This is a genomic window from Denitromonas ohlonensis (assembly GCF_007625205.1).
GTDB classification, from domain to species: Bacteria; Pseudomonadota; Gammaproteobacteria; order Burkholderiales; family Rhodocyclaceae; genus Nitrogeniibacter; species Nitrogeniibacter ohlonensis.
Genome location: NZ_VMNI01000015.1, coordinates 114,434 through 134,380, shown reverse-complemented (window position 1 = coordinate 134,380; position 19,947 = coordinate 114,434). Strand labels below are relative to the sequence as shown.

Here is a 19,947-nt window from a genome sequence, read left to right as displayed (position 1 = left end):
TGGTGCATATTGATCGTTTTTGAGCATTCTGCCGTTGCACTATCGTCATCGATAAAAAGGGGAGGCGACGATGAAAAACGGCTTCGCGCGCTTTACCCGAAAACTGATGGGTTTTGCGAAAAGCCTCGGTGTGGCGCTGATTCTGCTCAGCGCGGGGCAGGCGCTTGCTGATGACTCGGTGGTTTTGCAGTTGCGCTGGGTGCACCAGTTTCAGTTTGCCGGCTATTACGCCGCGTTGGAGAAAGGCTATTACGCCGCGGCGGGGCTGGATGTCGAGATCCGCGCGGCCGGCCCCAACAAGCCGACGCCACTGGAAGAACTGACCAAGGGCAATGCCCACTACGGTGTAGGCAACTCGGGTCTGGTGGTGGCTTACCAGCAGGGTGCGCCGGTGGTGGCGCTGGCTGCGATCTTTCAGCGTTCGCCCAATGTTTGGCTGACGCTGGAGGCGAGCCACTTGATCACGCCGCTTGACCTCGCCGGCAAGCGCTTGATGATGACCCCGAGTGTGGAGAACGCCGAGTTGCTCTCGCTGCTGGCCATGGAGGGCATTGCGCGCGACCGCCTGAACATCGTGCCGAGCAGCTTCGATATAGACGACCTGATCACGGGGCGGGTCGACGCCTTCAACGCCTACGCAACCAACGAGCCGTATCTGCTGGAGCAGTTGGGTATCGCCTATCGCATCATCGATCCTCACGATTACGGCATCGATTTTTATAGCGATGTGCTGTTCACCACTGAGGATGAGTTGCTTCGACACCCTCAGCGTGTGGCCGCCTTCCAAGCCGCGAGCCTGAAGGGCTGGGACTATGCCATGGCCCACCCGGAGGAAATCGTCGATCTGATCCGTCAGCGCTACAACCCCGAGAAGAGCCGCGACCACCTCCTGTTTGAGGCCACCACCATCCGGACCATCATGCAACCCGACCTGATTCAGATCGGGCATATGAATCCGCTGCGCTGGCAACGCATCGCCGACACCTTCGTCCGCCAGGGCATGAACACGCCAGCACGCCCACTCGATGGTTTTCTCTACGATCCGGCGCCGAAACCCGTGGCCGCATGGCTGATTTATGCGCTCGTTGCCGCGTTGGTGGTGATCGGTATCGCCGTGCTGATCACCGGTTTCATGCATCGGGCGAACAGGAGTTTGCTGGCAGCAAAGCGCTCGCTGCAATCCAGTGAATATCGGCTGAACATGGCGCTGGTAGCGGCCAAGCAGGGCTGGTTCGATGTCGACCTGCGCAGCGGCAAGGTGGCGGTCAGTCCCGAATATCTGCGCATGATCGGTCACGCGGCGGCTGAGCTCGAGACCGATGTGACCAGCTGGATGGCGCGTGTTCACGACGAGGATCGCCCCGGCGTGCGCGAGGCCTTCGACGCCTGTATTGCTTCGGGCGGACCCACCACGCTGGCCTACCGCCGGCAGACGAAGACCGGCGACTGGAAGTGGATCGAGTCGGTCGGCAAGATCATTGAATGGGACGACGCACACCGAGCGACGCGCATGATTGGCGTCCATACCGACATCACCGAGCGCAAGCGCCTCGAAGCCGAGATCCTCGATTTGGCGCTGCACGACCACCTGACCGGCTTGCCAAATCGTAGCCTGTTGGCCGAGCGACTCGGTCAGGCCATCGCCGCGAGCAAGCGCACCGGCCGCTACGGTGCCGCGCTGTTTCTCGATCTGGACAACTTCAAGCCATTGAATGATGAGCATGGGCACGACATCGGTGACCTGCTGCTGATCGAGGTCGCACGGCGTCTGAAATCATGCATCCGTGAGATCGACACAGCGGCGCGCTTTGGCGGTGACGAGTTTGTGCTTGTCCTGGGGGAGCTCAATGAAGATGTGGATACGGCAACCATCGAGGCGCTTCAGGTCGCGCAAAAGATCGGTGCCGCGCTCGCTGCGCCTTACGTGTTGACGGCGTCCGGCGATGGGCGCGGGCGGACCCTGGAGTATCACTGCACTGCCAGTATCGGTGTCGCCCTGTTCGGCAATGACCGTGTCGACCGCAGCAGCATTCTGAGCCGGGCCGATAGTGCCATGTATTTGGCCAAGCACGCCGGCGGTGGGCGGGTTCAGCTGGTTGTTCCGGACGGTCGCTGACGCCGGTCGCCGACGCGCCCGCGAAACCTGCGATACTCGAACGTATTGCGACTCGATCAGGCCGTGAGTGGCGGCCCCCAAGCGCGTGCAGACAAGAACTGACTCCCGTGCCGTTCGGGTGGTCGTGGCCGATGACCACGCCATCATCCAGGATGCCATCCGCAGCTTGCTGACGCAGGCCGAGGCGCAGTTGTTGATGCGCTTCGAGATCTGCGCGATCGCGCCCGATGGCCTGGCGGCGATTGCGCAAGTGAAGACACACCGGCCCGATCTGCTGTTTCTCGACATCTCCATGCCGCTGGCCAGCGGCGCCGAGATCATCCACGACATCCGCCGCTGGAGCCCGGACACCCGCATCGTGGTGTTCACCGGCATCACTTCGCCCGGTCTGGTGGCAAGTACGGTCGAGGCCGGGGTGGATGGCCTGTTCAGTAAGGGCGGCGCGGCGACGGCGATGATCGACAAGTTGCCGCTGATCCTGCGCGGCGGGCGGCATATTGCGCCCGAGTTCGAAGCCATGATCGCGGCCGGTCAGCAGGCGGCTGCACTCACCGACCGGGAGCGGCAGATTCTCAACATGGTGGTTGCCGGCAAGACCAACAAGGAAATGGCGGCGCTGCTCAACATCAGTCCCAAGACGGTGGACAAGCATCGCACCAGCCTGATGACCAAGCTCGATGTCCATTCGGCCGCGCAGTTGATGATGCGCGCGCTCAAGGACGGGCTGATCGACCCGACGTGAGGGCGACTGCGCAGCCTGTGGCCGGTGACAAAGATGGGGTCTTCACCCCATGCCGCCCGAGCGTGCCCGGCAAAACAATGGAAGGCCCCGGCCCTTCAGGCCGATTTGCGAGCACGCCGCCATGATTGCCCTTCCGTTCCACCGTTTGATCACGTCACGCTGGCTGTTTTTGCTGGCCGGGCTCTTCCCGCTGTCGGCGCTGGCGCTCACGCCCGGCGCCAGCATTGGCGCCGCCGACATCGCCTTCTACACCTTCGCGTTCAGCGCAGCGGCCTTCTCGGCCGCCATCGTCGCCGCCTACCGCCAGCCGCGCTGGCTTGGTTACGTGCTGCTCATCGTGCTGCTCACGTTCAACGCCGCAGCGCAGGACGGCATGCTCGCGCGGGTGCTGGGTGAGAGTGATTTCGTGCTGTGGGCGCTGCCCTTTGTCATCACCACCGCGGTCACCGCTTACGGCTACGGGCTGGTCGCGCTGCGCCTCGACGCGCCGCATCCGCTGGCCCGGCTGACGCGCCCGGCGTGGGTGTTGGCCGCTGCCTCGGCGCTGCTGTGTGTCAGCAGCGCGCTGTGGCTCAAGCGCATTCCGCTGTCGGCGATGTGGCTGCCGGCCAACGCGCTGTTTTTTGTCATGATTCTCGCGCAGACCTTGCCGCCGCTCACCTGGCATACGCCGGATGTGCGCCTGCGCTGGCTGATGCGCGCCTTCCCGGCGGTGGTCGGCAGCGCCACGGCCGGCGTCTATCTTGGCCACTGGTTGCTCTTCGATTTCGAGCGCGCCACGCTCAATCAGATCAATCGCGGCTTGCTGGTCTTGATGGCCGCCTTCGCGCTCACCATCGTCATCTGGCAAGCGTTCGCCGCCGCGCGCGAAAAGGTCGCGGCCGAACGTCGCGCGCTCGAAGCCGCCAAGGCCGAGGCCGACATGCAGCTCGCGCTGGTGCAGGCCGAGCGCGACTACGAAAAAGCCTGCGCTGCCGCCGAGCAGCATCGCAGCCAGCTGGCCTCGGTGTCGCACGACCTCAAGCAGCCGATTGCCTCCTTGCGCATCGCCATCGAGCACCTCCAGCGCGCCTCGCCCGGCGCCGGGGCCGACAAGCTCGACCGCGCGGTGGACTACATCGACAGCCTCGCCCGCGCCTACCTCGACGGTGGCGCGCCCGCCGCGCCCCGCGGCGGGGATGACGAAAACACCGTCGACGGCACGCGTGAGTGCGTCTCTACGACGCTGCTGGCCGGCATGCTGCGCCAGATGTTCGCCGACGACGCGGCGCAGCGTGGCATCCGCTTGACGGTGCGCGCGGCCGAGGCGTGGATCTGTGTTGACCCCTTGTCGACGATGCGCGCGATGACCAACCTGATTTCGAACGCGTTGGCGCACGCCGCGCCCACGCGGATTCTGGTCAGCTTTCGCCGGCGGGGCGATGCGGTGTGCTTCCATGTGCGCGACAACGGCCGTGGGATGGATGCCGAAACGCTGGCGCGCGTACGCGAACCCGGCGCGCGCGGCGAGACGGAGAGCGACGGCCACGGGCTGGGCCTGGGCATCGTGCAGGCCTTGTGCGATGCCGGCGAGATGCGCTTTGCGCTCGCGTCGACCGCCGGGCGCGGCAGTTGCGCGACGATCGAGATCGCGCGCGTCGCACCGCCGGCCTGAGCCGGCGCGCAAAGAAAGCGGCCGGTCATCGGCCGCTTTTTGGTTGGGCTGCGTGGCTGACTAAATGCAGGATTTCGGGGCCGTGTCGGGCGCGGCCTTGCGGCTGCGCGCACAGCGCGCCATGCGCTGCACCGGGCGGCCGTCGTTTGGCACGATGTACCACAGCCAGGTCAGGGTGACGTTGGTGTCGCCGATGTCGTAGCCCAGATGATAGGCGCCGTCCTTGAGCACCGCGCGCGGCGCAGTGAAACGCATCGCGCCATGGGTTCTCGCAACGTGCATCACGATCACCCGCTGGCGCGTGAAGTCGACCGATGACGCCAGGGGACGATCGGGGCCGGCGAGCGGCAGGTTTTCGAACTGCTCGGCGGTGGCGGCTTCAGTCAGCATGTCGCCGAGCTGCGTCGGCAGATCGAAGCCGGCCTCGCGGATCTGTGGCTCGTCTGCCTGCCACGCGCCGTCGCGCCAGCGCAGCGTCACCTCAACGTTGAAGGGCTGCGCGCCGCTCGGCCCGGCGCCGGTGATATAGCGCGCCCGCACCTGCGCCACCCTGGTGGCTTCATCCACCCAGCGGGCGACCACGAAGTCGTTCAGCCACCAGCCTTTGACCAGTGGAATCAGGGGGGCGGCGGCGGGCGCATGGCGCCGCACATCCTGCACGAAAAGCCCGCCGGCGCAGCGCGAGGTGCTGCGGAAGGCGAGCGACTCCCCATCGGCGCTGCGCAGTGACTGCGCGTAATCGAGCTTTTCTGCGCACGGATGCTCGGCGGCAGTGCTGGCGGCGGGCTCGGCAAAGGCCATGCTCGCGGCGCCGCACAGGCAAAGACTCAGCGCGAGGCGGCGGGTGATGTGGGCAGTGTATTTCATGCGGGACTCCCGGCGGTTTGACGGCTCCACCATAGCAAGGCTTTTGTGTGCAGGGCATGGGGTGATCACCGCATTTCTGGCGCGATCGGAACCGAAACCCGCAGCGCGCTCATTGCGCAGGATGGGGTGTGTACCCCATTCAAGCATCGGGGCGGTTGGCCAAGAATGCAGCTGTCGTCAGGGCACATGAGGCCCGACATCTCCCCCTTGGACAACAGCGAGACGATCATGAAAACACCGACCACACTCCCGACCCCGCGCCGCTTCGTCGGCACTTTGCGTGCAGTGATTGCCACCGGCCTGATGGCCGCCAGCCTTGGCAGCACCGCTGTTCAGGCGCAGGTGCCGCAGATTCCCGCCTTCCTGCCCTCCTCGGCGAGCGTGCCGGCCGGGGCGGCGATGGATATTGATGGCGAATGGATGATCAACACCATCGGCAAGCGGATTCGCTTCGAAGGCGGGCGCGCCTACGCGGTCGATTCATGGCTGCATATGTTCGTGCTGCAGGTGCAGCCCGGCATGGTGGTGATCCAGAACATCCAGCAGGCCGGCGATGGACGCTATGTGGGTGACGATCTGCCCTTGCTGGGGCGATTCGAGGCGGTTCGCGATGCCAGCGGCGTACTCGATGTGACCGTCGCCAGCGTGCTTGGGACTATTCGCTACCAGCTTCAGCCTGTTAGTCTCGGTCATGATGGCGGGCTGTCAGGAGAGGACGAAGCCCCGGTCGAGCACGACGCTGGTGACGATAGCGACGTCGATGACGACGCTGATGATTAAACGGAGCCCACAAAAATGAAAACGCCCCATCACAAGACCTCAAGCTATCTCAAGCTCCGTCTTTTGCTGCTGATGCCCCTGCTGGGACTGCTTGGCGCCTGCGCCCAGATCCCCGCGGCGCTGCCAATGAAGGAGGCTGTCGGACGCAATACCGTCACCTCAGTCGATGGCGAATGGCGGATCAGCACGATTGGCAAACGCATTCGCATCGAGGCTGGCCGCGCTTACGCGGTCGACCCCTGGTTGCATCTGGGCGTGATGCAGATCCAGCCCGGCATGGTGGTGTGGCAGAACGTGCGTCGCGCCAGCCCGGCGCAGTTCGCCGGTGACGATCTGCCCCTGCAGGGCCCCTTCAGCGCCAGCCTGAACAGCGAGGGGCAGATGGATGTGGCGGTGCAGGGCGCGCTCGGGCCGGTCCGCTATCAGCTCATTCCGGTCGACATCGATAACCGGACGGCCTACGAGGCCGAGATGCGCATGGCCGGGCCTCCCGTGCCCGTGCCGCCGATCGCGATTGTGCCGCCGGTGCCGTTGCCCGACCCGACACCGACGCCGCCCCCGCCGGTGCGCGATGACGTGACGCCGGGTTGTGGTGGATTTGGCGAAGTGCCCTGCAGCAAGGTGAAGCCCATTGCCAAGGGCAAGGCCAGGAACCTGGGCTGCCCCGGCAAGCAGTCGTACTTCTCCACCGTGCGCGGCGGCAGCTGCTGGGTGTGCCCCAATGGCTACAAGCGCACCGCGCACAAACTCGATCACGCCAAGGCCTGCCGCGAGCGCGGCAAGCTTATTGGCGGCCCGTACAAGCGCGCGGTCTATCAGAAGCAGGCCTCGGGTTGTGCAAGTGGCCAGTTCAATGTCTTCGGCACCTGCATGTCCTGCCCCGCCGGCTATGAGCGTGACGGCGTCGGCGCGGCGTCGACCAACCGCTGCAAGCCGGTCAAAGGCAGTTTTGGCTGCGACAGCAACCTGCGTCCGGCCAAACAGCCGCCCAAGCTCAAGACCATGCTCAGCAGCCTGTTCGGCACGAAGAAGGGCAAGGCCTGCGCGCCGGCCTTCGATATCAAGGCGGCGGCGCGTCAGAACCTGCCGCGCTCAAACCAGCTCAAGGGTGCGGCCAAGGAGTTTCTCGACGGCATGTTCTCGGGCAAAGAAACGCGCAAGGCGTATCGCAACGCCCTGATCCGGCGTGACTGGAAGGCGGCAACCGAGGTGCTGATCGGCCAGCAAAGCTTCATCCGCGTCGTCAAACTCGCACGCAGCCTCGGTTATCGCGAGCTCACGGTCGGCGCCGGCGGCGACGTGGCCGTGCTCGGCGGCATCAATGGCGAGCTCGGGCTGGCAATCAATACCGCCAGCGGCCGGCTGCGGCCCTACGCGTCGGGGGGGCTGAGCAAGGGCGTGGCGGTGGGCGTCGATGGCAGCGTGGTCATCGGTTTCTGGAAGCTGCCCTATGAAACCGGCCATACGCAAGGCGTGGTCGGTTCTGTCAGCGGCGTGGTCAGTGTCGGGGGCGGTGTCTGGTACACCTACTTCGACCCCGATGCCCGTGCCCAGGAGCGCCTGGCCGGCTTCACCTTCAGCGCCGGGGTCGGGCTGGGGGCAGAGTATGGCGAGTACAACGAAGTGGGCACCAAGGTGTGGGATCAGGTCGCCGTGACGGTGCCGGTGCTGTAAGCGCCTTCTGAGTCCATCCGACAGCGGCCGGGCGGGTAGCCCGGCCGTTTTCTATTGGAGGGCGCCGACCAATATGGGGTGTCGACCCCATTAACGCTGCACCCGCCGCGCTCGAGAATGAATCACCAGCCGACGCAAGGGCCACCCGCCCGAAGCGCACCGGCCATGGCACTCATTCGAACGACTCAAGGAGCGCATCATGTCAAAGCAATCGACCCCCCTCACCCGCCTGATCCATTCGGCCGCAATCGCTGCGATCGCCGCCGGCAGCCTGCTTGGCGCCAGCGTGGCGCATGCCGGCAAGGGGCATCCGGTGTGTCTCTATCTGTATGAGAAAGCCGGCGAGCAGAAGATCAAGAGCGAGCGCTCCTGCGTGCGCTGGGGCGGCCACGGCATCAACGGCGTGGGCGGCGATGAAAAGAAATTTCGCGACAAGTACCTGAAAAAGGCGGTGCCGCACTTCGACCTGCCGGTGCAGTACATCGGGCTGAAGGCCGGCTGGGGCGCGACCGTCTGGTATGAGAACGCCAGCGGTGCGTTGATCAAGACCAAGATCACCCAGGACGGCCCGATCGACATCCGTCGCGGCAAGCTGCGCGGGGTGTGGGCCTACGAACTCAACGACAAGGTGGGCGGCTATCCGGTGTGTGTTTACACCAGCCGCCACGACATGAAGGCCAAGAAAGACGGCCTGTGCCTGCGCTATGGCGAGTACACCGACATCCGCCACACCGGCTGGGACACGCTGGGCAAGCGAGTGGACTTCGTCGATCTGCGCGACGGCTACATGCTGGAGATGTATCCCAAGGCCGGCTGGCGGGGCGGCCAGTTCCGCCAGACCAAGGACGGCCGCCTGCCCAAAGAGATCCGCAACCAGGTGCGTTCGATGCGTGTTGTGAAGATCCCGTGAGCCAGCGCTTGCGTGGTGCCGGCCTTGTCGGCATCCGCGTCTGGAGCAGGTATTCTCTGCGCCATGATTCTCCAGATTCTCCTCAGCGGCATTGCCACCGGCTGTATCTACGGTCTGGTGGCCTTGTCGTTTGTGCTGGTCTACAAGGCCACCGAGGCAGTGAGCTTCATGCAGGGCGAGCTGCTGATGGTGGGCGCGTTTGCGGCGGTGGCGCTGACGGCAGCGGCGGGTTGGCCGGCGTGGCTGGCGGTGGCGGTCGCGGTGGCAGGCATGGCGTTGGCGGGTGCGTTGGTGGAGCGCCTGGCGCTGCGCCGGGCGATGGGGCAGCCGCATCTGACGGCGGTGTTGCTCACTTTTGGCCTGGGTTTGATGCTGCGCGGTGGCGTCACCACCGTGCCGGCGGCGACGCATAGCGCGCACCAGTTGGCTTTGCCGGGTTTGTCGGGGCAGGTGCAGCTCGGGTCGCTGACCGTCAGTTTTGCGCACCTGGGGGTGATCGCGGCCACCGTGCTCACGTGTGCCGCGCTGGCGGCTTTCTTTCGATTGTCGCGGGCCGGTCTGGCCTTGCGGGCGTGCTCCGAGAACCCGCGCATCGCGGCGATGATGGGCGTGTCGACGTCTGGCATGCACACGCTGGCCTGGGCACTCGGCGCGGCGCTGGCGGCGCTGGCGGGCATCTTGATGGCGCCGGTCACTTTCGTGCATCCGGCCATGGGCGTGGTCGCGCTCAAGGCGTTTCCAGCGGCGGTGATTGGCGGCATGCACAGCCTGCCCGGCGCCCTGGCGGGCGGGGTGTTCATTGGCGTGGCCGAGGCCTTGGCCGGGCGCTACCTGCCCGAAGGCGCGAACCATGTGACGGCGTATGTCTTGATGCTGCTGGCCTTGCTGTGCTTTCCGCGCGGGCTGTTTGCGGGGCGTTCGGCATGAGGCAGGCGGCCGCACTGCTTGCGCTCGTGGTGGCCACGGTGGGGACGCTCGGGCTCGATTACGGTCTTGGCCAGCTCGCCTTTGTGGCGACCTGGGCCATCGCCGGGTTGGGGTTGGTGATCATCCTCGGGCAGAGCGGGCAGATTTCGTTGGGGCATGGCGCGTTTCTGGCGGTGGGGGCCTACCTGCAAGCGGGGTGGGTGGCGCTCGGTGGACCGCCGCTGCTGGGATTGGCGGTGGCGATTGCCGGCGGCGCGCTGCTCGGCGTGCTGGCCAGCTTGCCGGGCCGGCGCCTGGGGGGGCTGGCGTTTGGAATGAGCACGCTGGCGGTGGCGCTGATTGTGGAAGAGGCGCTGGTGCGTTTTGACGGCCTCACCGGCGGCGCCTCGGGCTTGAGCGTGCCGGCGCTGACATTGGCGGGCTGGGCGGTGGTTGATCCGCTGACTCAGTTTGCGGTGAGTGCGACGGCGCTGGCGCTGGCCTTGCTCGTCTGCCGGCGTCTGCTGAACTCACGCCTCGGCCGGGCATGGCGGGCGGTGCGCGATGATGAGGGCGCGGCGGAGGCGAGCGGGATCGACACCGCGCACGCCAAGGGGCTGGCCTTTGCCGTGGGCGGCGCGCTGGGCGCGCTGGCTGGGGCGTTGTACGCGCATTGGCTGGGCTACCTCAGCCCGGAGCAGTTTGGGCTGCATGTGTCGTTTGAGATGCTGATGCTGGTGTTTGTCGGCGGCGCGAGTCGCTTGATGGGCGCGATTTGGGGTGCGGTGGTGATCGTCGCGCTGCCGCAGGCGATTGCGCTGCTGCGCGATGTGCTGCCGGCCGGGGTGGCAAACATGGCGGGGCTGGAGCTGGTGGCGTTCGGGCTGGTGCTGGTGGCCGTGGTGCTGTGGCGACCGGCGGGGCTGGTGCGTTAGCCGCGCGGTCAACGTAGATACTGTTATCCGAATCAAGCCCCATGTAGGCTCGGATCGAACGGACGTCGGGACTTGAGTACGCCGAAGGCGACGTGTACGAGCTTTCGCATCATGGCGCCAATGATCACCATGGGCGGCTTGCCGGCGGTGGTGAGGCGTTGGTGGAAGCGGGAGCCCCAGTCGGTACGGTTGAGTGCCACCATCGCAGGCATGTAGAGCGCCTTACGCATAAAGGCGTGGCCGATTTTCGACATGTGTGGCGGGACTTTGACGCTGCTACCGGACTCGTGATGACGCGGGTCGAGCCCGGCAAAGGCCACGGCTTGGCGCGCATTGCCAAAGCGATCCGGGTCCCCATAGAAGGCGAGCAACACGGCAATGGTGCGCTCACCGAGGCCGGGGATGGACATGAGTAGTTCGTGCTTGTCGTGCATGCCGGGGTCTTGGTCGATGTGGTCGCGGATCTTTTTGGCCAGGGCCTCGATCTGCGTATCGAGCCAATGCACATGCGCCTCGATCCCCTCGCGCACCGTCGCTCGCGCCACTTTCAGCCGGTTGCGCTCTTGGGTACGCATGCGCTGCAGCGCATCGAGCCGTAACACCATGGCACGCAGTGCCTGCTCGGTCGGACTAGGTGCCTGCCAGGGCGGGGGGCGACGCTCGGCACAGAAGCGGGCAATGAGCCCGGCATCGACCCGATCGGTCTTGGTGCGCACCAGCTCGGAGGCGCCAAAGGCTTTGATCTGGGATGGGTTGATGACGCTCACGCATACTGAGTCGAACGCCGCCATGTACTCGGCGACACCCTCCCAATACACGCCCGTCGCCTCCATGCACACATGCACCGGCTCGGCGCCGCTTTTGCGCAACCACACGCGTAGTGTGTCAAAGCCTTCCGGTGTATTGGGAACCGTCTTGTGACGCAGTTTGCCCTCGGGCAAGAGCAGGGCGCAGTCGAGCTTGGCTTTGGCGACATCGATGCCCAGGAAAAACGGATTCATGGGAGCCTCCTCGTTGATCTACCTTGTTAATGCGGGCTGCCGGCGCGGCCGGGCCAAAGATACTGTCCGATCTTTTCAAGAGGATGAGCGGTCGCTGCAAGGATCTACGATTCGGGCGAGAAGCCCAAGGGTGGGCACGGCATCCGACCGCTCGCTCCGGGGTGCCCCCCGGAGATGTTTCCTGATCAATGCAAAAGCAAAATACAACGATCAGGATTCATGGGGAAACAATACAAGGGTGGGCAGCTTGCCTGCCCACCCTGCATTGGTTGTGCGGGAAGTCGCTGGTGGGCGGCGAGCCGCCCACCCTACGGCGGGTGCCGTGGGTGTCTTCCCGGGGTATTTTTTGTGCGACAGCGCGGCTGGCGGGGGGGATGCCCCGGCCAGCCGCTGCCGTTTTACTGCATGGCCATCGGGTTGAAGGGCTTGCCGTTGACGGTGAGCTGGCCGGCCTTGAAGGCGACGGTGGATTTGACCACGCCGCCGTCGCGGGTGATGAAGCCCTGGCCGCTCAGTTCTTGCAGTTTGCCTTCGAATTGCGCGGCGACCATCTGCATGTCTTCGTCGGACACGGTGCCGGTCTCGCTTTGGGCGGCGAGTGCGGCGGTGGCGTTTTCCTTGAGCAGGTTGAAGACCAGCGCTTCGGGTACGGCGATGTTGGCGCCGGCGTCGAGCACGGCCATGATCAGACCCGGATTGGCCATGGCCTCGGGCGTGATGCCGGGGGCGCTGGCGCGCAGGTCGAGGTGGGCGTTGCCATGCGGGGTGGTGAAGCTGAGGCGGTCAAGCGAGAAGCTGGGGTTGTGGCCGAGCAGTTCCATGGCCGGCCCGGCGAGCGGTGCCAGCGCCAGCTGTGGATCGGCGTCGGGGCCCATCATGGCGGGGTTGGCATAGGCTTCGAGCAGCACGCGGTAGAGCTTGGCGACGGTGCGCGCGTGCAGGTGCTTGAGCGACAGGTCGTAGTGGGCGGGGCCGTAGTTCGTGCCGCCGATGTCGACAATCTCGGCGCCCATTTTGGCGCTCATGTCGATGAAGTCGCCCTGTACCGGCATGTCGATGTCGTAGCTGATCTGCTTGAAGCTGACCTGGCCGGCGTCTTCCTCGGGAATGGTCATCTGCATGGCATCGATGGTGATGCGCTGCTTGCCCGAAAAGAGCAGGGGCTCGTCCTCAAACATGCGCTGCTGCTCGCCGGTGAAGCGCATGCCGGTCATGAGCATGTGCGCGCCGGTCGGGTCTTGGACTTCGAGCTTGGGGGCTTCGCCACTCATGGTGTAGCGGCTCATGCCGGGGGCGAAATCGACCGTGGCGCGGATGCCTTCCCATGCGATGTTCACCGGCTCGCCGGTTTCGGGGTTGGCGAACTGCGAGGCAAAGGCCGGGCTCAGCACGGTGGCCGTGCCGCTGCCGTCGAGCTTGAACACGGTGTGGCCGGTGAGCGGCTGGCTGTTGCCAAACAGCTTGGCAACTTCGGCTTGCGTGGCGGCGTCGAGCACCAACTCGCTATCGACCACCGCGGCGGCCAGCGCGCCGCCGGCAAAGGGGCCGTGCTGGATCTGCGAGCGGAAGCGGATGCGCATCGGTTCGGCTGGTTTGGCGTCGGGCGTGGCCTGCTGTACGGCCTGCATCATCGCGCCAAACAGTTCGACCGTGACCGACTCGGTGGCGCTGAACACGCCGCGCTCATACGTGCGCTCGACGACCTTCATGTACGGCAGCGTCTCGACCTGCTTGTACTGCGCACTGAGGGTGGATTCGACTTGTGAGCCGAGATACCACGCGGCCGCCGGATAGGCGACAACGGGGGCGGCAAGCAGGGCGAGCCAGGTCTTCTTCATTGCGGGGCAATCCTATGATTGAGGTGTTTGGGCATGTCGGTGCTGCGGCAGCTGGCGAGTATAACGGCATCATAAGCAGGCGGTGTGACACGCCGAGGCTTGAGTGCCGCCACCGGTTTGGCGTGATAATGGCCGTTCAGAAAACAACAAAAGCGAGGGCGCCGTGCTGCGACGATTCTTGATGGCCATGATGGCGAGTGTGTTTGCCAGTGGGGTGGCGCAGGCCGAGCCGGGCGTGACGGCGGGCACGATACGGGTGGGCACGATTCAGGATCTGTCAGGCCCGATCGCCATGCTGGGCGCGCCGATCCGCGATGGCATGCTGCTGCGCTTTGAAGAGGCGAACGCTCGCGGCGGGGTGCACGGACGCAAGCTGGAGTTGCATGCGGAAGACAGCGGCTACGACCCGAAGCGGGCGGTGCTGGCGACCCGCAAGCTGCTCTCGCGCGACAAGGTGTTTGCCTTTGTGGGCAACCTTGGCACGCCGGTGGTGATGGCCTCGATGCCGCTGGCGCTCGACGCCGGCCGGCCGCATCTGTTTCCGTTCTCGCCGCATCAGGCCACGTATTCGCCGCTGCATCCGCTCAAGTTTCAGCTCTTTGCGCCTTATCAGGACTACATGAGCGCGGCGGTGCGCGAGATGCTCACGCGCGGCGGCTACACGCGGGTCGGGCTGCTGTTTCAGGACGACGACTACGGCCACGAGGTAAAGAAGGGCGTCGAGGCCGGTCTGGCGCAGCGCGGCCTGACGCTGGTTGAGGCGGTGGGCTACAAGCGCGGCGCGACTGACTTTGCCAGCCAGATCGCCCGCTTGCGCGCGGCTGACTGCGACCTGGTGGTGCTGGCCACCGTGGTGCGCGAGACCGTGGCCTCGGTGGCCGAGGCGCGCAAGACCGGCTGGGCCGTCGACATGCTGGTCACCGCCTCGGGCTACTCGGCGCAAACCCATGAACTGGGCGGTGCGGCGGTCGAGGGCTTGTACGGCGTGAGCGTGATGCCGCTGCCCTACGCCGAGGGCGCCAACAGCGCACTGGCCGACTGGATTGGTCGCTACCGCCAGCGCTTTGGCGCGACGCCCAACATCTGGAGTGCCATGGGCTACAACGTGGCGGACGTGTTCATCCAGGGGCTTGAGGCGACCGGGGCTGAGCTCACTGCGCCGCGCTTTGTCGCCGCGATGGAAACCGTGCACACCACGCGCGACTTTTTTGGCAGCCCGGAGTATCGCTTCTCCAAAACCGACCACCTCGGCAACCGCGTCGGGCGGCTGGCGCGCATCGAGAACGGGCGCTGGGCCTTGATCAGCGATTATCTGCAATGAGCGCACCGTCATGACACAACCCCTCACCGTCACCGTTGCGCTGACCGGCGCCTCCGGCATGGCCTACGGCCTGCGTCTGATCGAATGCCTGCTGGGCGCGGGCCACACGGTCTGGTTGCTGTATAGCCAGGTGGCGCAGATCGTGGCGCAGCAGGAGATGGACTGGCACCTGCCCTCGCGCGCGGCGGAGGTGGAGACCGAGCTGTCGGCGCGCTTTGGCGCGGCGCCGGGGCAACTGCGTGTGTTTGGGCGCGAGGCCTGGTTTGCGCCGCCGGCGTCGGGCTCCAACCCACCGGATGCGATGGTGGTTTGCCCCTGCACCATGGGGCGACTGGCCGCGATTGCCAATGGCATGAGTCAGGACCTGATCGAGCGCGCCGCCGATGTGGTCATCAAAGAGGGCCGAAAACTGGTGCTGGTGCCTCGGGAAACGCCGTTTTCGGCCATCCATCTCGAGAACATGCTCAAGCTGTCGCGGCTCGGGGTGTGCATCCTTCCGGCGAATCCGGGCTTCTACACGCGCCCCACGTCGGTGCAGGACGTGATTGATTTTGTTGTTGCACGCATCCTTGATCAGCTTGGAATTGCGCATGCGCTGATGCCGCGCTGGGGCGAAACCGATTGAATTTTCAGCGCTTTTGTGTGCTGCGACATTTTAAATAAGCCGCTTGAGCATTGATTGGCATCAATTCTGCTACTGGATAACTGCTGCGGTGCAGCGAAAGACGGCTGACTACTTATCCAGCATTGCTGCATCCCAGCATTCTGTCCGGTGGTGGCGCTGAGTGTCAGTGTTCATAGGGGTTTCCCGCAGTGCTGCCACGTTGTATTGCTGCCGAACAGTTGTTTAAATAGGGGTATGCCCGGCTACGAGCCGGCATGACAGTGGACCGACCAGGCCTATCCGAAAGCCTGGCTCCCACGCTAACCAGATTAAGAACTGGAGGAGATGTTGATGAACTTCAAGCGGATTTCTGTATTGACTGCTGCCGCGACGGCCGGTCTGATGATTGCCGGCACGGTGCAGGCGGGTGCAACTTTCGATGCTGTGAAGAAGAAGGGATATGTGCAGTGTGGCGTCAGTACCGGCCTGCCGGGCTTCTCCGCCACTGACGACAAGGGCAACTGGAAAGGCATCGACGTGGATGCTTGCCGTGCCGTTGCCGCCGCGATGTTTGGTGATGCGAGCAAGGTGAAGTACACCCCGCTCAACGCCAAAGAGCGCTTTACCGCGCTGCAGTCTGGCGAGATCGACATGCTGCCGCGTAACACCACCTGGACCTTCACCCGTGACACCAGCCTGGGCCTGAACTTTGCCGGCGTGAACTACTACGACGGTCAGGGCTTCATGGTCTCCAAGAAGCTGGGTGTGAAGAGCGCCAAGGAGCTGTCCGGCGCATCCGTGTGTATTCAGGCCGGCACCACCACGGAGCTGAACCTGGCGGACTACTTCCGTGCCAACAAGATGGAATACAAGGCCATCACCTACGATAGCTCGGACGAAACCGTCAAAGCCTTCGAGGCCGGCCGTTGCGACATGCTGACCTCCGACCAGTCGCAGCTGTATGCACTTCGGATCAAGCTGACGGACCCGAACAGCGCCATGGTGCTGCCGGAAGTGATCTCGAAAGAGCCGCTGGGTCCGGTCGTGCGTCAGGGTGACGACGAGTGGTTCAATCTGGTGCGCTGGTCGTTGTTTGCTCAGATCAACGCCGAAGAAGCGGGCATCACCATGAAGAACGTCGACGAGATGCTCAAGAGCGCCGACCCCAACATCCGCCGCATCCTCGGTGTTGAGGGCGTGAAGGGTGAGTTCCTCGGCGTTGATGACAAGTGGGCCTACAACATCGTCAAGCAAGTGGGCAACTACGGCGAGATGTTTGAGCGCAACGTGGGTGAAGGCAGCGCGCTGAAGATTTCGCGTGGTCAGAACGCACTGTGGAACAAGGGCGGCATTCAGTACGCACCGCCGATTCGCTAAGGCGGCCAGCGACCCGGCGCTTCCTCGTGGCGCGCCGGGTCGCCCTCTTTCTCAAACCGTCTGAGGCATACCATGGCTGATGCAAGCCCCGAGCGGGACTCCCCCGCCAAGCCACGGCTTCTGTCCGATCCCAAGTTCAGAGCACTGGTTTTCCAGATAATCGCCAGCATTACCGTCGCGGCGTTTATCTTCTTCATCGTCCGCAACACCCTGACCAACATGGAGTCGCGCGGTATTTCGACCGGTTTCGGCTTTCTCGACAGAGCCTCCGGTTTCGGCATTCTTCAGTCGCTGATCGAATACAACGAAACCTCAACCTATGGCCGCACCTTTCTGGTGGGTCTGCTCAACACTATCTTGGTGTCGGTGCTCGGTGTTTTCTTTGCCACGATCATCGGTTTCATCATGGGCGTGCTCCGCCTGTCGTCGAACTGGCTGATCAGCAAGCTGGCGGCGACTTACATCGAAATCTTCCGCAACATTCCGTTGCTGCTGCAGATCTTCTTCTGGTACTACGCCATCGGCTTCAACCTGCCGGGGCCGCGCCAGGCCATGTCGGTCGGCGATTCGCTGTTTCTCAGCAATCGCGGTTTGTATATCCCGGCGCCGGTGTTCGAGTCGGGCTTCATGGCAACCGGGCTGGCGATCATCGCGTCGATCGTGGCGGTCATCATCCTGGCGCGCTGGGCGCGTAAGCGTTTTGAAGCGACCGGGCAGTTGTTCCACACCGTGTATGCGTCGCTGGCGATCCTGATTGGCGTGCCTGCCGTGGTGTTTTTTGCCACCGGTGCGCCCATGCACCTCGACTACCCGTCCTTGCAAGGCTTCAACTTTCAAGGTGGGGTGGCGATCATCCCAGAGCTGTTTGCGCTGGTGCTGGCCTTGTCGATCTACACCGCGGCCTTTATTGCCGAAACAGTGCGAAGCGGCATCCAGGCGGTGTCGCACGGGCAGACCGAAGCGGCGAGCGCGCTGGGGCTGCGCCCGGGCTGGATCTTGCGTCTGGTGGTGATTCCGCAAGCCATGCGAGTGATCATCCCGCCGCTGACCAGCCAGTACCTGAACCTCACCAAGAACTCGTCCCTGGCGGCCGCCATCGGCTACCCGGACCTGGTCGCGGTGTTTGCCGGTACCACGCTGAACCAGACCGGTCAGGCCGTTGAGATCATCGCGATCACGATGAGCGTGTATCTGGTGCTCAGCCTGATCATTTCGATATTCATGAACTGGTACAACGCCAAGATGGCGTTGAGGGAGCGTTGATCATGAGTCATGACTTTGCTCCACTGCCCGATCTGCCGCCTCCCGCAGCTTCGGTGGGCGTCATCGGGTGGCTACGACGCAACCTGTTCTCGAACACCATCAACTCGTTGCTCACGCTGTTCGCCATCTATTTGCTGGCGACCTTGTTGCCGCCTTTGCTCAACTGGTTGTTCTTCGATGCCGACTGGATCGGCGACAGCCGCGATGCCTGCACCTCGGGCGGCGCGTGCTGGGTGTTTATCAGCGCCCGGTTCTCCACCTTCATGTACGGCTTCTTCCCGGAGAACGAGACCTGGCGGATCAACCTGATCTACATCGCGCTGATCGCATGCATGGCCCCGTTGTTCATCGAGAGCTTCCGGCACAAGGTGAAACTGGGCGTGTTCGTCATCTTCGTTTTTCCGATCTTCGGCTTCATCCTGTTGTTTGGCGGCGTGTTTGGTCTCGAACAGACCGAGACCTCGCAATGGGGCGGCCTGACGCTGACCCTGTTGCTTGCGTCGGTGGGCTGCGTGGCCGCCTTGCCCTTGGGCATCATGCTGGCACTGGGCCGTCAGGCCACCAACATGCCGGCGGTGAAGTCGATGTGCGTGCTGTTCATCGAGTTCTGGCGCGGCGTGCCGCTCATTACCGTGCTGTTCATGTCCTCGGTGATGCTGCCGCTGTTCCTGCCCGAAGGCGTCAGCTTCGACAAGCTGCTGCGGGCGCTGATCGGTATCACGCTGTTCCAGTCGGCCTACATCGCCGAAGTGGTGCGCGGGGGGCTGCAGGCGATTCCCAAGGGACAGTACGAAGCGGCCGACGCGCTGGGCCTGAGCTACTGGAAGAAGATGGGTCTGATCATCTTGCCGCAGGCCATGAAGATCGTGATTCCGGGCATCGTCAATACCTTCATCGCCCTGTTCAAGGACACCACGCTGGTCATCATCGTTGGCCTGCTTGACGTCCTGGGCATGGTGCAGAACGCCTTGAACGACCCGAACTGGCTGGGCTACTCGACCGAGGGCTATGTGTTTACCGCCTTCGTGTTCTGGATCTTCTGCTTCAGCATGTCGCGCTACAGCCAGGCGCTGGAACGCAAGCTGCACACCGGACACAAGCGCTGACCCAACAGGTCGCGCCCGTTATTGAATAGAACCTGGAGATGGCCATGACAGCTGCCGTTCCGAATACCGCCGCAGACAACGAAGTGATGATCGAGCTTCGCGGCGTCAACAAGTGGTATGACAAATTCCATGTCTTGAAAGACATCAACCTGCAAGTGGCCAAGGGCGAGCGCATCGTGGTGTGCGGCCCCTCGGGCTCGGGCAAGTCGACCATGATCCGCTGCATCAACCGTCTGGAAGAACACCAGAAGGGGCAGATCATCGTCGACGGCACCGAACTGACCTCCGACCTGCGCCAGATCGAGCAGATCCGCAAGGAAGTCGGCATGGTGTTCCAGCACTTCAACCTGTTCCCCCACCTCACGGTGCTGGAGAACCTGGCGCTGGCGCCGATGTGGGTGCGCAAGATGCCGCGCAAGGAAGCCGAAGCCATCGGCATGCAATACCTTGAGCGGGTGAAGATCCCCGACCAGGCCAAGAAATACCCCGGTCAGCTCTCCGGCGGTCAGCAGCAACGCGTGGCGATTGCCCGCAGCCTGTGCATGAACCCGCGCATCATGCTGTTTGATGAGCCGACCTCCGCGCTCGACCCCGAGATGATCAAGGAAGTGCTGGACGTCATGATCGAGCTGGCCGAGTCCGGCATGACCATGATGTGCGTGACGCACGAAATGGGCTTCGCCAAGACGGTGGCCGACAAGGTCATCTTCATGGACCGCGGCCAGATCGTCGAAAGCAATCCGCCCGAGGAGTTCTTCAACAACCCGCAAAACGAGCGTACGCAGCTCTTCCTCAGCCAGATCATCGGCCACTGAGCGCGGCCGGCGCCGTGGCGTCGGTCTTGTTAGAATGT

The 19,947-nt window shown here is 64.1% G+C and carries 17 protein-coding genes; 14 read left to right on the top strand and 3 right to left on the bottom strand.

Translation table 11 applies throughout. The features are described from left to right. Positions 1–70 precede the first annotated feature (70 nt). The 3 genes from FHP89_RS15450 (at position 71) to FHP89_RS15440 (ending at position 4,512) form a co-directional block, all read left to right on the top strand. Entirely contained in the window at positions 71–2,116 is a 2,046-nt protein-coding gene (locus tag FHP89_RS15450; RefSeq protein WP_144174470.1) for an ABC transporter substrate-binding protein, read from the top strand. A gap of 85 nt (positions 2,117–2,201) precedes the next feature. Next, the gene (locus FHP89_RS15445) at positions 2,202–2,858 is read left to right on the top strand and encodes a LuxR C-terminal-related transcriptional regulator (RefSeq protein ID WP_222105411.1); all 657 of its coding nucleotides are present in this window, start codon (positions 2,202–2,204) and stop codon (positions 2,856–2,858) included. Positions 2,859–2,979: 121 nt separating this feature from the next. Continuing rightward, entirely contained in the window at positions 2,980–4,512 is a 1,533-nt protein-coding gene (locus FHP89_RS15440) for a sensor histidine kinase (RefSeq protein ID WP_186300209.1), read from the top strand. Between the two features lie 60 nt (positions 4,513–4,572). Here the strand turns inward: FHP89_RS15440 and FHP89_RS15435 are convergent, their stop codons facing one another. Continuing rightward, a complete protein-coding gene (locus tag FHP89_RS15435; RefSeq protein ID WP_144174466.1) occupies positions 4,573–5,379 on the bottom strand; it encodes a hypothetical protein in 807 nt (268 codons plus the stop codon). Positions 5,380–5,607: 228 nt separating this feature from the next. Here FHP89_RS15435 and FHP89_RS15430 point away from each other — a divergent pair, with 228 nt between their 5' ends. The 5 genes from FHP89_RS15430 to FHP89_RS15410 all read left to right on the top strand — a co-directional run bounded on the left by FHP89_RS15430 (position 5,608) and on the right by FHP89_RS15410 (position 10,584). Then, positions 5,608–6,159 carry a hypothetical protein gene (locus tag FHP89_RS15430; RefSeq protein ID WP_144174464.1) on the top strand — a complete coding sequence of 184 codons (552 nt, stop codon included), beginning with the start codon at positions 5,608–5,610 and terminating at the stop codon, positions 6,157–6,159. Positions 6,160–6,174: 15 nt separating this feature from the next. Continuing rightward, entirely contained in the window at positions 6,175–7,833 is a 1,659-nt protein-coding gene (locus FHP89_RS15425) for a hypothetical protein (protein ID WP_144174462.1), read from the top strand. A 199-nt stretch (positions 7,834–8,032) separates the two neighbouring features. Continuing rightward, positions 8,033–8,743, top strand: a complete 711-nt coding sequence (locus FHP89_RS15420; protein ID WP_144174459.1) for a hypothetical protein — start codon at positions 8,033–8,035, stop codon at positions 8,741–8,743. Positions 8,744–8,806: 63 nt separating this feature from the next. Next, positions 8,807–9,670, top strand: coding sequence for a branched-chain amino acid ABC transporter permease (locus tag FHP89_RS15415; RefSeq protein WP_144174457.1), 864 nt, complete (start codon positions 8,807–8,809; stop codon positions 9,668–9,670). Continuing rightward, positions 9,667–10,584 carry a branched-chain amino acid ABC transporter permease gene (locus tag FHP89_RS15410; RefSeq protein ID WP_144174455.1) on the top strand — a complete coding sequence of 306 codons (918 nt, stop codon included), beginning with the start codon at positions 9,667–9,669 and terminating at the stop codon, positions 10,582–10,584. The genes FHP89_RS15415 and FHP89_RS15410 overlap by 4 nt, the downstream gene beginning before the upstream one ends. Before the next feature lie 32 nt (positions 10,585–10,616). Here the strand turns inward: FHP89_RS15410 and FHP89_RS15405 are convergent, their stop codons facing one another. Continuing rightward, entirely contained in the window at positions 10,617–11,585 is a 969-nt protein-coding gene (locus FHP89_RS15405) for an IS110 family transposase (RefSeq protein ID WP_144174453.1), read from the bottom strand. Between the two features lie 398 nt (positions 11,586–11,983). Beyond that, positions 11,984–13,423, bottom strand: a complete 1,440-nt coding sequence (locus FHP89_RS15400) for a YdgA family protein (protein ID WP_144174450.1) — start codon at positions 13,421–13,423, stop codon at positions 11,984–11,986. Positions 13,424–13,604: 181 nt separating this feature from the next. Here FHP89_RS15400 and FHP89_RS15395 point away from each other — a divergent pair, with 181 nt between their 5' ends. From FHP89_RS15395 to FHP89_RS15370, 6 genes are all read left to right on the top strand, one after another. Next, the gene (locus FHP89_RS15395) at positions 13,605–14,744 is read left to right on the top strand and encodes an ABC transporter substrate-binding protein (RefSeq protein WP_144174760.1); all 1,140 of its coding nucleotides are present in this window, start codon (positions 13,605–13,607) and stop codon (positions 14,742–14,744) included. Positions 14,745–14,754: 10 nt separating this feature from the next. Further along, positions 14,755–15,369, top strand: coding sequence for a flavin prenyltransferase UbiX (locus FHP89_RS15390; RefSeq protein WP_144174448.1), 615 nt, complete (start codon positions 14,755–14,757; stop codon positions 15,367–15,369). Positions 15,370–15,699: 330 nt separating this feature from the next. After that, complete coding sequence (locus tag FHP89_RS15385; RefSeq protein WP_222105410.1) at positions 15,700–16,725, top strand: amino acid ABC transporter substrate-binding protein; 1,026 nt, start codon at positions 15,700–15,702, stop codon at positions 16,723–16,725. Between the two features lie 72 nt (positions 16,726–16,797). Beyond that, positions 16,798–17,988: an amino acid ABC transporter permease gene (locus FHP89_RS15380; RefSeq protein ID WP_144174444.1), complete on the top strand. Its 1,191-nt coding sequence runs from the start codon at positions 16,798–16,800 to the stop codon at positions 17,986–17,988. Between the two features lie 2 nt (positions 17,989–17,990). Next, positions 17,991–19,094, top strand: a complete 1,104-nt coding sequence (locus FHP89_RS15375; RefSeq protein ID WP_144174442.1) for an amino acid ABC transporter permease — start codon at positions 17,991–17,993, stop codon at positions 19,092–19,094. Between the two features lie 86 nt (positions 19,095–19,180). After that, the gene (locus FHP89_RS15370; protein WP_186300215.1) at positions 19,181–19,909 is read left to right on the top strand and encodes an amino acid ABC transporter ATP-binding protein; all 729 of its coding nucleotides are present in this window, start codon (positions 19,181–19,183) and stop codon (positions 19,907–19,909) included. Positions 19,910–19,947 lie beyond the last annotated feature (38 nt).